Source organism: Streptomyces sp. NPDC051738 (assembly GCF_044453205.1).
Taxonomy (GTDB): Bacteria; Actinomycetota; Actinomycetes; order Streptomycetales; family Streptomycetaceae; genus Streptomyces.
Genome location: NZ_JBITCM010000001.1, coordinates 496,497 through 509,312 on the forward strand (window position 1 = coordinate 496,497; position 12,816 = coordinate 509,312).

9 protein-coding genes are annotated in these 12,816 nt (G+C 69.0%); 8 read left to right on the top strand and 1 reads right to left on the bottom strand.

Going from position 1 to position 12,816, the window contains the following annotated elements; translation table 11 throughout:
• Positions 1–108 precede the first annotated feature (108 nt).
• The 6 genes from ACIA8X_RS02195 to ACIA8X_RS02220 all read left to right on the top strand — a co-directional run bounded on the left by ACIA8X_RS02195 (position 109) and on the right by ACIA8X_RS02220 (position 8,712).
• On the top strand, positions 109–1,611 hold the full coding sequence (locus ACIA8X_RS02195; protein ID WP_399457584.1) for a DEAD/DEAH box helicase: 1,503 nt from the start codon (positions 109–111) through the stop codon (positions 1,609–1,611).
• Between the two features lie 104 nt (positions 1,612–1,715).
• The gene (locus tag ACIA8X_RS02200; protein ID WP_399457585.1) at positions 1,716–2,000 is read left to right on the top strand and encodes a CBS domain-containing protein; all 285 of its coding nucleotides are present in this window, start codon (positions 1,716–1,718) and stop codon (positions 1,998–2,000) included.
• A 66-nt stretch (positions 2,001–2,066) separates the two neighbouring features.
• A complete protein-coding gene (locus tag ACIA8X_RS02205; protein WP_393454665.1) occupies positions 2,067–2,378 on the top strand; it encodes an SCO5918 family protein in 312 nt (103 codons plus the stop codon).
• Between the two features lie 683 nt (positions 2,379–3,061).
• Complete coding sequence (locus ACIA8X_RS02210) at positions 3,062–3,415, top strand: MerR family transcriptional regulator (protein ID WP_393454662.1); 354 nt, start codon at positions 3,062–3,064, stop codon at positions 3,413–3,415.
• Positions 3,416–4,051: 636 nt separating this feature from the next.
• Positions 4,052–4,576, top strand: a complete 525-nt coding sequence (locus ACIA8X_RS02215) for a hypothetical protein (protein WP_393454659.1) — start codon at positions 4,052–4,054, stop codon at positions 4,574–4,576.
• The gene (locus ACIA8X_RS02220) at positions 4,576–8,712 is read left to right on the top strand and encodes a caspase family protein (protein WP_399457586.1); all 4,137 of its coding nucleotides are present in this window, start codon (positions 4,576–4,578) and stop codon (positions 8,710–8,712) included. Before ACIA8X_RS02215 ends, ACIA8X_RS02220 begins: the two co-directional genes overlap by 1 nt.
• 730 nt (positions 8,713–9,442) lie before the next feature.
• On the opposite strand, the gene ACIA8X_RS02225 is transcribed toward ACIA8X_RS02220, so the two are convergent.
• Positions 9,443–10,423: a GNAT family N-acetyltransferase gene (locus ACIA8X_RS02225; protein WP_393454653.1), complete on the bottom strand. Its 981-nt coding sequence runs from the start codon at positions 10,421–10,423 to the stop codon at positions 9,443–9,445.
• A gap of 191 nt (positions 10,424–10,614) precedes the next feature.
• Here ACIA8X_RS02225 and ACIA8X_RS02230 point away from each other — a divergent pair, with 191 nt between their 5' ends.
• Together ACIA8X_RS02230 and ACIA8X_RS02235 are read left to right on the top strand one after the other, a co-directional pair.
• On the top strand, positions 10,615–10,758 hold the full coding sequence (locus tag ACIA8X_RS02230) for a hypothetical protein (RefSeq protein WP_393454650.1): 144 nt from the start codon (positions 10,615–10,617) through the stop codon (positions 10,756–10,758).
• Positions 10,759–11,264: 506 nt separating this feature from the next.
• Positions 11,265–12,773: a SulP family inorganic anion transporter gene (locus tag ACIA8X_RS02235; RefSeq protein ID WP_399457587.1), complete on the top strand. Its 1,509-nt coding sequence runs from the start codon at positions 11,265–11,267 to the stop codon at positions 12,771–12,773.
• The last annotated feature ends 43 nt before the right edge of the window (positions 12,774–12,816 follow it).

A 12,816-nucleotide genomic window follows, 5' to 3' on the forward strand; every position in this document is an offset into this window, starting at 1 on the left:
TCGGCGCCCATCACCTCCGGCCCGTTCTCGCGATTCTCTGCGCCGTTCATTTTGCTGCGGAATCTCCTTGCTACGTGCCCACGTGCTCACATCGAGGAAAGGTTCCGCTTGAACCGCGCACGCACCGCACGCACGACCCGCACAACCCGCACCGACGACCGCTCCCGGGGTTCTGCCGCCCAGCGCTCGGGAGCGCCGCGGCGTTCCCAGAGCTACGGACGTCGACAGGCCGCACCCCAGGGCGAGTTCGCGCTGCCGAAGACGATCACGCCCGCGCTGCCCGCCGTCGAGTCGTTCGCCGACCTCGCCCTGCCGGCGCCGTTGCTGGCCGCGCTCGGGCACGAGGGCGTGACCGTACCGTTCCCCATCCAGGGAGCGACCCTGCCGAACTCCCTCGCCGGACGTGACGTGCTCGGCCGCGGTCGTACCGGATCGGGCAAGACCCTCGCTTTCGGTCTTGCGATGCTGGCCCGTACAGCGGGCCGGCGCGCGGAATCACGGCAGCCGCTTGCCTTGGTCCTCGTCCCCACCCGCGAGCTGGCCCAGCAAGTGACCGACGCGCTCACCCCGTACGCCCGCTCCGTGCGCCTGCGGCTGGCGACCGTGGTCGGCGGGATGTCCATCGGCAGGCAGGCCGGGGCGCTGCGGGCCGGGGCAGAGGTCGTCGTCGCGACGCCGGGTCGGCTCAAGGACCTCATCGGCCGTGGCGACTGCCGGCTGGACGACGTCGCCATCACCGTCCTCGACGAGGCCGACCAGATGGCCGACATGGGCTTCATGCCGCAGGTCACCGCCCTGCTCGATCAGGTGCGGCCCGAAGGACAGCGGATGCTCTTCTCCGCCACCCTGGACCGCAACGTCGACCTCCTCGTCCGCCGCTACCTGACCGACCCGGTAGTCCACTCCGTCGACCCCTCCGCGGGAGCGGTCACCACGATGGAGCACCACGTACTCCACGTGCACGAGGCGGACAAGGACCGGACGACCACCGAGATCGCGGCACGAGACGGCCGGGTGATCATGTTCCTGGACACCAAGCACGCCGTGGACAAGCTCACCAAGCACCTGCTGAACAGCGGCATCCGCGCCGCGGCCCTGCACGGCGGCAAGTCCCAGCCCCAGCGCACCCGGACCCTCGCCCAGTTCAAGACCGGACATGTGACGGTACTGGTGGCGACGAACGTCGCCGCCCGCGGCATCCACGTCGACAATCTCGACCTGGTCGTCAACGTCGATCCGCCCACCGACCACAAGGACTACCTGCACCGCGGCGGCCGCACCGCCCGCGCCGGCGAGTCCGGCAGCGTCGTCACCCTCGTCACCCCCGGCCAGCGCCGCGGCATGAGCCGACTGATGGCTTCGGCCGCCATCACCCCCCGGATCACCCCGGTACGTTCGGGTGAGGAGGAACTGAGCCGCATCACCGGCGCCCAGGCCCCTTCCGGAATTCCCGTCGTCATCACCGCCCCCGTCGCGGAACGCCCCCGCCGCGCCGGGTCGTCCGCGGCTTCCTCGCCCCGAGGCCGCCGCGCCCGCCCCGCCCAGGGGCACGCCACCGGACGAGCGGGGCGGCGCAGGACGCAGCGGCCCGCCTTCGACCCGGCTGCCTAGAGGCATCGATCAGAAGCTCACCCATCCCCGAGGAGACAGCTTTGACACCGGTACAGACGCGGCGGCAACGAACGGTTCCCTCCCCCCGGAGCGCAGTCGACGACATGGACGCGGCCGGGCCCCGGGTCCGGGACGACATGACCGTCGAGGTCGCCCTGGCCGTCATGGCCAGTGCCGGTGTCGAGTACCTCCTCCTGTGCGACGGGGACGACGAGTGCACGGGCTCGATCACCAGGGCCGAACTCGCCGTTCACCGCCGCGGTTCCACGTACACGGACCGGCTCCGTCTACGGGACGTCCTCGACGGACCGTTCACCTCGCCCGCCCCTCGGCCCGTCGCCGTCGGGGAACACGGGCGCGCCCCGGGCCTCCTCGCCCTCTGCCGCTGACCCGCCTCACCCCGGTCAGCCGCCTCACCCCGGTCAGCCCGTTCTCCTTCTCTCTGTGAGGGCATCATGCGCTGTGTCATCGCCCGGTACCCGTTCGACCTGACCAAGAGCGGAGTGCTGGCCTCGATGAGGGGCGTCACGCCCGAGATCGTCACGGGTGAGTCCGTGACCATCGGCCGCCGCCGCTACCCCGTCAAGCAGGTAGGCGAGGTCATCACCCGACAGGACCGCCGCGACTTCTCCGGCGGCGAAGTCATCCGGGCCATGACCCGCCTCGGCTTCACCTGCCATGCCCGCCCCGACGCCGCGCCCGTGCGTGTCCCGACTCCGCTCCAGACCGCGTCGACACTGCTCGGCGCCGCCTCCATGGACGTGTGAGGCCGGGCGGCAAGCCGCCATCAGGATTCCCGTGAGGGCCCTGCCGACATGTGTCGGCAGGGCCCTCACGGCCGTTTCGACGCCCGTTCTCCGCGACTGGACCGCCGGCCACAAGGGCCTGCGTCACCCGTTGTTGCAGGTCACAGGCTATCTGTTCCCCCAAAGAGCTGAAATCTACTCTTGCCAGAGTAGACATTGAGCTCTGGCACGGTTAGCCTTTTTCTCGTTGACACCGGTCAAGCGAAACCCGGCAGACACGAACTGGCGGGTTGCAGTACATGAAGTTCGCAGGCCAGTGCGGCTCTGGAGTCCCGAAGCCAAGTGTTCGTAGAACGGTGACGGGACTGAGGGCCGCACTGGGCGGCCCGCAGGTCGAGGGGCCGCCGACAGCAGTACCGCAGTACCAGTTCACCAAGCGGTTGGTTCAGAGGAAGGACGGAGGACACAGACGCCATCAGGATCGCCCGGCCCGGGAAGCACTCGGCCGGGTACCGCAAGACCCAGGATTGGAAGGTGGTCCCCGGTCACGCAGCCGCGATCCCCGCATCCCCCCTTCTGCAGGGCTGGTAGCGGAAACAGACGGTCGGCACAGCAATAGGGCCGACAGATGGTGTTGAATTTCCTTCGGGGCCCTGGTGCCGTACGGCACCAGGGCCCCTCGACGCGTTGCACAACGAGGTGACATGACAGCAGATATCCCCCTGAGTGATCGTCTGGACGACGACGACTACCCCGCATACACGATGGGGCGGGCCGCCGAGATGCTCGGAGCCACCCCGGCTTTCCTCCGAGCCATCGGTGAGGCCCGTCTGATCACTCCGCTTCGCTCGGAGGGCGGACACCGCCGGTACTCCCGCTACCAACTGCGGATCGCGGCGCGCGCCCGCGAGCTCGTCGACAGGGGCACCCCGATCGAGGCTGCATGCCGCATCGTCATCCTTGAGGACCAGCTCGAGGAAGCTCAGCGCATCAACGCCGAGTACCGGAGCCGTGCCGAGCACGAGGCGCCCCACAGCTCCCTTCCCGGTGACAGCTGATCACGTGGGCGCGTGCCGGTCGGCTCGAACACGCGCGACGCCCGATCGCCCCTGAGCGCCCGCCTGGGACAGCAGGTCGTGCCCCGCGGGTCAGCCTCCCGGCAGCGGGCGGCGGCAGCTTCCGCGGTCGACGGCGGTCTTGGCGCCCGCGAAGATCACCAGTCGGACTCCCCCACTACGGCGCCGTGCCCCCAGCGTGCCCGTAACAGGGGACGACAACGGTCGACAGCGGTACGAGCCGGGACTCACACAGCGCTATCCGCAAGCCACATAAGTGCAGGTCAGCGACCACGTGGCCTTCCAGGCGCCGTCGCTTGCCAAGCTGAGAGCGCGAGTTCGATTCTCGTCACCCGCTCCATGGCAACCCCCAGGTCAGCGACCCGGGGGGGGGTTATTTGCTGTCTAGTCCAATTTTGTGAGACCGCAGGCCGCAAGCAGGAGGGGCAGCTGAGAACCGGCGCCGTACTCGCCCCGCTTCTTCGCACAAGCATCACTCGCAGCACATCTTTCTGATCAGCGGCGGAGGTAGTGCGGATCACCTGCTCGTCGCCCTTCACCAGCGGGCGGACGAGCTCCCTGCGCTGTCGACGAAGTCGCACCGCAGCACCGGTGCGTACTCGTGGTAGCGCCTCGCGGGTGGCGTATCCGATCAGCGACTTCTGCGTTTTATTTATCGTCCGTCCGGACGTGTTGCGCGTCATCGCACTCGGCGCGCACAAAGTGGGGGGAGGCTTGGTGCGCATCACCATCGATTCTGACGAGCAGGACGACACCGGCGTGGCGGTCGCCGATCTCTATGGCTGGCTGCGTGGCGACACGGAGTTCCGGCGGGAGGTGGAGGCGCTCAGTCTCCAGAGCCGTGGCGAACCAGGCGCGATGGGCGCGAGGGACATCATCGAGCTCGTGCTGGACCAGGGAATCGCAGCGCTGAACCTTGCGGTGGCATACGCCACCTGGCGTGCGGCGCGTCCTTCCGCGCCCGCGGTGACCATCACCTTCCCCGGTGGGGCCTTAACGGTCCAGGACGGGAACGAGGAGACCGTGCGGCGCATCGTCGAGGCGCTTCGCACCGCCGTGGAAGCCGAGTCCGGGGCTGCGTCGCAGACGGCGGGTACCGCCGAAGCCACAGGTACTGCAGGGGGGACCGCGGAAGGCCAGTAATGCACCTGCCCGATACCGCCACATCGCGAGCCGTCATCATCGGCGTCTCGGACTACACGGAACTCGGCGCTCTGCCGGCCGTCGCCAACAACGTGGCCGACATGGGTGCCCTCTTCACCCACGGTGATCTTTGGGGCCTTCCCAAGGAGCACTGCACCACACTGCTCAACCCCGCCACCGGCGGAGAGGTCCTGGAGGCGGTCCACGACGCCGCGGCCGAGACGCGCGACACCTTCGTGCTGTATTTCGCCGGGCACGGCCTGCTCTCCCGCCACTCCGAGCTCTGCCTCGCACTGCCGGACACCCACCCCGATCGGCTCTACCGCGCCCTGGAGTTCTCCAAGCTGCGGAACTTGATGCTGGACGCGGGCGGCGGGGCACGCAACAAGGTGGTCATCGTGGACTGCTGCTTCAGCGGGGCGGCGCTGGAAGGCCACATGGGCCCCGCGGTGGAGATGGCGGATCACGCCGAAGTCGACGGCTCCTACGTCATGACCGCGTCCGCGGAGAACAGACCGTCGCTGGCACCCCCGGGCGAGCGCTTCACTGCTTTCACCGGTGAACTGCTCAGGGTTCTGTCCGAGGGGATCCCCGACGGCCCAGAACTCTTGGACATGGAGACCATCTACAGGTCCGTGCTGGGTGAGCTGCGGGCGAAAGGCCATCCCATTCCGCAGCAGCGGATCCGCAACGGCGGTCGCTCCATCACGCTCGTACGCAACCGGCGGGGGCTACGGCTCCCCCTCCCCGCTGTGCACGAGCACGTGGACCTGCCCTCCAGCCACGCCAACGCCTTGCGCGACACCCCCGCCGAACTGGCCGGTTACGCCGAGGACTTGCGTCATCGCCGCGCGGAGGGGCAGGCCGACCAGCTCCTCGCGGCCGCCGCAGCCCGCTGGCCCGTCCAGGAGGTCGCGGCCCTCTTGCTGCATCTGGAGAGAGCGGACCGGCGGGCTGAAGCCGGACACGTCTGCACGGGCCTCTCCTTGCGACAGGCGTCCGATGCCGTCGGGTGCCTGCTCGTTCTGACCCGGCTGGGCGCTGACACTCTGGCCGACGAGGTGCTGTCCCGCCTGGCGTGCCGGAACCCGGCCGATGTGGCGGCGAGCACCCTGCTGCTCGTGCGGGAGCAACAGACGGCCGCCGCGGTCCGGCTGATCTCACTCGTCATGATCCGGCAGCCTCCGTTGGACGTGACGCGGCTGATGGAGTCCCTGCAGGGGAAAGTCAGGAGTGAGGTCCTGTATCAGGCGCTCGACGCGATGTGGACGGAGCGCTCGGCGGAGGAGACGCTCACCATCGCGGATCTGTTGCGAGCCGCCGGAGTGAAGGGCCTCGCCTTCCGGCTGTTCCGGCGCCTGCCGGCCGCCCTCGCCGCCGTGAAGTCCCAGCAGGAGATCGCCTTGCTCCTGCGGGAGATGGTGGACAGCGGCCACTTCGACGGCACCCGGGAACTCCTCGGAGCCCTGCTCAATGGAGGACCCGCGCCACTCCACCAAGTGCGTTGGGCCTTCGCGCTGCGGTCTTTGGATCTCGACTGGGCCGACCAGGCCGCCCGCGAGGCCGTAAGCCGGGCCACCCCCGAACAGGTGCTGGACGCCGCGGCGCAACTGCGCCGTGACCACCCGGGCAGACTGCTGGATCTGTTCCTGTGGGCGAGCGAGGGGCGCGACGCCTGTGATGTCGTACGCCTCGCCGATGCGCTGCGGGACGTGGGACGTCCGCTGGACAGCCAGCGACTGCTGGAGACCACCGCGGAGCGCGGGCCCGTCGTGGCCGGGCTGCTCGTCGCTGCGCTCCGGGGCTCCCCACACAGTGAGCCCGAGCGGCTCCTCAAGTGGTTGGCGCGGCAGCCCGCTGTCTTTTCCGCAACCGCCGCCCTGACCCTCCGGGACGCCGGACTCACGGACGATGCCGGGACCCTCGTCGCCGCTGCTCGGAACCGCCCGCAGAAGGAGGTACTGGAGGCCCTCGTGCCTCTCACCGACGCCATGGGCATCGACGTCCTGCACGCGGAAGTCGCCGCTCACGTACCGGGGGCACGGCTCGAACCGCTGCTCGGCCACCTCTGGACGAACGGCCGCCTGGCGGAGGCCGATCGACTGCTCGAACTGCTGGCAGACGGGACGGGGACCGCCCTCGAGGACCTGCTCAGCGCCGCGGCCCAGCGCCACAAGGGGTGGTCGCAGCTGGTCAAGTTCCTTTTCCCTGCCATGGGACGCCTGACTGGCACCGCCGTTGTCCGCGTGCTGCGTTGCTTTGCCGACAGACCGTCGTCGCGGCGCAGGAAACTGCTCCTCGCCATCGGCCGGATGCTCTACGAAGCACCACCCGAGGGACTGGCCGGACTCATCCGCCATGTGCGCGAGCAAGGCGGGCGAGAGGCACTCGGTCTGCTGGACGTGCTGGTCCAGGAGCTCTTCAGCGATCTTCCGGGACCGGATGCCGGGCGCTTGTACGCAGCGCTGGCTCCCGTCGAGGGGTTGGATGTCCAGACAGGGGTGGCTTGTTTGGCGGACCGACTCGACTTCCTGGAAATTCTCCAGGATTCGGCGATTCCAGAAGCCGCCGCCACTCGCCTGTGGAAGCTGCGAGCCCAACGGGTCGGGCAGGCACAGGCGTGGCGGGAACAAGGGCGGGACGCCGACGCGGTGCGGGCCTGGCAGGAGTGGTCTTCGCCGGGGAACACACGTCACGGCGTTGGCCGTCGGATGGCCCCGGAACGGCTGAGGCAAGCAGGGCGCGAGCTGTCCCCTGCGTCGTTGTCCGACCTTCTGAGCCTCCTGGAGACCACGCCCGACGCAGCAAAGCACATGGAGGCCGTGTTCCTGGGGCTGAGCTCACGTCAGGACTCGGACAGAGAGGTAGCGCACGTCGTACAGGCGCTCCATGCTGCGAAGCGGCAGCAACAGATCAGACGTCTGAGCATCTGGATGGCTGAGCAGAACCGTCCCTGGCAGGTGGCCAAGATGGTGCGCTCGTTGCGTGACCTCGGCATGGAAGAGACCGCTGAGGAGCTGATGGGCCACTTCGACGCAGACCGAGGCAGCCGTGGTCGAGCCCCGGCAAGAATCCGTCCGGCGAGGAACGAGGACGAAGGACTCTCTGCGAAGAAGCCTCCGGCACCTGCGTCAGCGTCGCCCCCACTCCCCTCCGGTGGCGACGCCACACGAACAGACGACCCACGTGAGGACAGTGCGCAGCCCGCCGGCGGCACTGCTGCCGGGGGCGGCGAGACCGTGCCCAAGGGGATGCGGTGGCGTGTGCTGTCAGTGACGGTCGCAGGCGTTGTCGGGGTGGGCCTGGGGCTCGAGTTGCTGCTGGTTCCCGGGGGCTCCAAGAGCCCGGCAGGCCATGGGGCCTCGCCGTCGTCATCGTCGGCCTCACCGACCCGCACCGCGCTGCCCGGTCGGCCGGCCGCAGATGACGTGGCCGACATCGGCAGCCAGCCGGTCAACACGGCAGCGATCATGGAACTGAGGGCATGCACCGGCACCGACATCACCGTGCGGCTGGCCTCGGTTCGCAACAGCTACGCCGACGACGACCCGCACCTGAAACTGACGGTGCGGGCGGACACCGGTGTCGGCGGCTCGTTGCCGTGCCGGATCAACCTCAGCCGTACGAATGCCTACCTCTTGGTGACCCGAGCCGCGGCCTCCGGGGAGATGTGGAGGTCATCTGCCTGCACGTCCGGCCATGACGGGCAGCGCTGGGTACAGCTTGCGCGCAGCAAGCCCGTCACCGTCGACTTTCACTGGGACCGCACGTCCAACACCAAGGGCTGCGACCAGGCCGGGACCGCCTCCTCCGACACGTACCTGGCCGAGGCGGTTGTGCTGAATGAGAAGGCGACAACAAGCTTCGTCCTTGAACAACTGGAACAACTGGAACAAGAAGTGGCCGCCTCATCGTCAAACACTCCGTCGCCCAGCCGATCCGCGTCCACAGCCCCCAGCGGCTGGGGCGGTGGCACCACCAACGTCGGTGGCACCACCAATGGGGGCGGAAACGACGAGAAGTCCGCCACGCCAACTCAGAGCGCCTCTGATCAGCCGACAGAAACCGCCGAACCAACCAGCACCGACAGCGGGGGAGGCAACGGCGGCCTATTCGGCGGCGCCGACGGCGGATGAGCGAGCCGGTCATGTGTCGGACGTACCGACTGGTCGAGCTCGTCCGGGACGACGCGCTCTCGGAGCGGGCACATCCAGGGCAAAGCTCAACGGAAAACACCACGGACCAGCGATAACCACCGAGCATGGTTGCCCCGGTCCGCCCGCAGTGTTTCCGATGCAGCCGGAACGCACGCACAGGATGTCCCCGGGGCTGAGACGGAACCTTGTCAGATCGCGGGCGCGGAGCGAACCTTGGCCGGCAGGCGTGTGTAGGACGGACCAGCCATGATGTCGACCAGTTCTCCCAGCGGAACCCGACGCCAGTCATGAGGTAGCCCGTCGTACGAGAACACGGTGGTTGTCGGCAACGGGCCGCACGAGAGCGCATCGACCGCGCCGTCCACGGCTTTCGTTCGACCGCAAGATGGCCCACACTCTGACGCCCGAGGCGGAATCCGGTCCCTCGTCGCCATGCGCGCAGGTCATGTCCCTGGACGTCTGGCTCATGAACGGCGCCTACAACACCCCGGTCGCCCCCGCCGTGTACGACCCGCCGCGCCCGACGGACGTCGACGCCCTCGCCAACCATGACTTCGCCGCCGGGGACCTCACCGGATGGACCGTCGTCTCGGGCACCACCTTCAGCGACGCCGGCGTGACCACCCGCACCGACCGGGGCTGGGGCTGGAGTGGACCCTTTTACCAGGCCGAGACGGAGGGCGACGCGTCCGGCCACCACCCGTGGTGCTCAGCGCCAGTCGTCGATCACGTAGGCGTCGGGGTGGCTGTAGCCGGGTTCGTTGGGCCTGTGCATGGCCACGCCCTGCAACCAGGTGCGGAAACCGCGGTCGACCATTCGCCGGTAGGCATCCTGGCGGGCCAGGTTCATTCCGGCGTCCAGTTGCCCCAGGCCGCGCTCGGCGGCGAGCCGCTCGCACGCGGTGAGCAGTCGTTCGAACCGGTCGGCCGCCTCCGGGCCAGGACGCACGGCGCCGAATTTGACGAAGCACACGTCTTCTCCGGCCTCCGACCCGGCTCCGCAGTGGCAGACGGCCAGGCCATCGAGCTCTGAGCCGGCCCCCTGGAGCAGGATGGTGTCACCGAGTCCCTGCGCGTGCGTGGCAACGATCTCGCGTTCCACGCTCAGGCCCTCGAACACGGCCCCGGTCAGTGTGCGACAGAGGCTCAGGGCGTCGAGCCGCCCGGTGGCGGGAAGCTCGCCGTACAGCACTCGGCCGGGGACCGCGGCACTGCCTGCGACCTGCTTCTTCATGATGGCTGTGAGGAATCGGGGCCAGAAACCGTACCGGCGGTAGAGCTCAAGGTGCTTGGGACTGTGCGAGAAGGTGAACAGGCCCAGGTGTCGGTTCTCCCAGGTCTCGAAGCAGTCCATGACCGGCTCCATGAGGCGCCTGCCGACGCCCTGGTCCCACAGGTCCGGACGTACGCTCAGCGGGCCGAAGTACCCGACGCTGCCCCAGTTGACGGCGAAGTTCGATCCAACGACTTCGCCCTCGACCGTCGCTGCGAAGGCCGCCTGTGGATCGGCCGCCCAGCGAGTGCGGACGTAGTCGGCGGTCCCGAAGAACGTCTTCGGCTCGGGAGCCCCGAGGAACGTCCCGAAGGCGACCCTGAAGACCTCGTCGGCCCGATCCAGGTCCGCCTCACCCAGCGGGCGGACCGACACAGGGCCCGTGCCACTCTTGCGCTCCCCTGCCGGTGGGATCATCGCTCTCTCCTTCCCGACCTCCTGTTTCATCGCACCACGGGCGTGCGCCGCAAGCGAGGCGGAAGGTCCACCGGTACCCAGGAACCGAGGGCCGGCCGGTCTGCCCTGCCTGTCCGCCGGGAACTGCAGCAGTCGCGGGTACCGAGGCCCAGGACGGCCACCCCCTGCCCGGACGGGGAGTCAGTCGACGGGTGCTGTCCGTTCTCGTGAACATCGACTCGGCCCTCACCCGCTCCACGTGCCCCAAGCCGCAGCAAAGCGGCCCCATCGACGATGCCGAGACCGCCGCGCAGCTCACCAACCAGCTGCGCGCGCACGGACACAAGGGTCGCTGACATGCTGGTCACCATCGACCGCTCCTCACCCCTGAGCCTCGCGGAGCAGATCGCCGCCTCGGTTCGCCGCACCATGGCCGACGGCAGACTCCGCAAGGGCGACCGTCTGTCGCGGCACTCCGGGACGATCCGCACCGGCGCCCGGCCAGTAGAGTTGCCTCGGTCCTGGGCCGGCTGCCTGCCGTGCCCGTTCCCATGGTGCGGGATGCCGTTCCGTGGCCACGTGACCATCAGCCCTGTCGGGGTCGACGAAGCCCCCGGCGAAGACCGTAGTCCGCAGGAGAGAGCGAGCGCATGCCCATGATGCCCGGCGTCGCCGCTGCCTGCCCACCATGATCCTTCGCCCCGGAGCAGCGACCGGACTCCCTCGTGGGTCGCTTCGCCGCTGCCCCCTGACGTCGATCCGCCGTTCGCGGACTTCGTGACCGGCCGCCCCGGTCTGCCACGCCTTCCTGCGCGCCCGCCGTGATGCCGGGTGTGCCCGAGCACGACAGGTTCCCCTCGTCTTGTCTTCCTCCGTACTGTCCCCGGCCGCCTGGCTGCGCGGCTCCCGACGACCGTCCTGGCTGTCCGACCCGAAGGTGCTGCGCACCGAGGTGCTGGGCGGTCTCGTGGTCGCCCTGGCGCTGATCCCGGAGGCGATCTCCTTCTCGATCATCGCCGGAGTCGATCCGGCCATCGGCCTGTTCGCCTCGTTCACCATGGCCGTGACCATCGCGATCGTCGGCGGCCGCCCGGCCATGATCTCCGCGGCCACCGGTGCCGTCGCCCTGGTCATCGCCCCGCTGAACCGCGAGCACGGCTTCGGGTACCTCGTCGCCGCCGTGATCCTGGCCGGCGTCTTCCAGATCGTCCTCGGCGCGCTCGGAGTGGCCAAACTGATGCGGTTCGTGCCCCGCAGCGTGATGGTCGGCTTCGTCAACTCCCTCGCCATCCTCATCTTCATGGCGCAGGTGCCGGAGATGACCGACGTGCCGTGGGCCGTCTATCCGCTGATCGCCGCCGGTCTGGCCCTCATGGTGTTCTTCCCCAGGCTCACGACGGTGGTCCCGGCACCGCTGGTGTCGATCGTCATCCTCACCGTCATCACGGTCGCGGCCGGCATCGCGGTGCCGACCGTCGGCGACAAGGGAGACCTGCCGTCCTCCCTCCCCGTGCCCGGCCTGCCGGACGTGCCGTTCACCCTGGACACGCTCACCACCATCGCCCCGTACGCGCTCGCCATGGCGCTGGTCGGCCTGATGGAGTCGCTGATGACGGCCAAGCTGGTCGACGACATCACCGACACCCATTCCTCCAAGACCCGCGAGTCCGTCGGGCAGGGCGTCGCCAACATCGTCACCGGCTTCTTCGGCGGCATGGGCGGCTGCGCGATGATCGGCCAGACGATGATCAACGTACGGGTCTCCGGCGCCCGCACCCGGTTGTCGACGTTCCTGGCGGGCGCGTTCCTGATGGTGCTGTGCATCGTCTTCGGGCCGGTCGTCTCCGACATCCCCATGGCCGCGCTCGTCGCCGTCATGGTCATGGTGTCCGTGGCCACCTTCGACTGGCACTCCATCGCCCCGAAGACACTGAAGCGGATGCCCGCCGGGGAGATCACCGTCATGGTGATCACCGTCGCCTGCGTCGTGGCCACCCACAACCTCGCCATCGGCGTCGTCGTCGGCTCGATCACCGCGATGGTCATCTTCGCCAAGCGCGTCGCCCACCTCGCCGAGGTCACAGCCGTCACCGACCCCGACGACAGCACCGCCGTCTACCGGGTCACCGGTGAGCTGTTCTTCGCCTCCTCCAACGACATCGTCGGCCGGTTCGACTACGCGGGCGACCCCGACAAGGTCGTCATCGACCTGTCCGCCGCCCACATCTGGGACGCCTCCTCCGTCGCCACCCTGGACGCCATCGAGACCAAGTACGTCCAGCGCGGCAAGACCGTCGAGATCATCGGGTTGAACGAGCCCAGCGCCCGGATCCACAAGACACTCAGCGGCGAGCTGACCGGCGGCCACTGACAGACGTGCACGCGCGAGATCGCCGTACCCGCCACCGCATGTG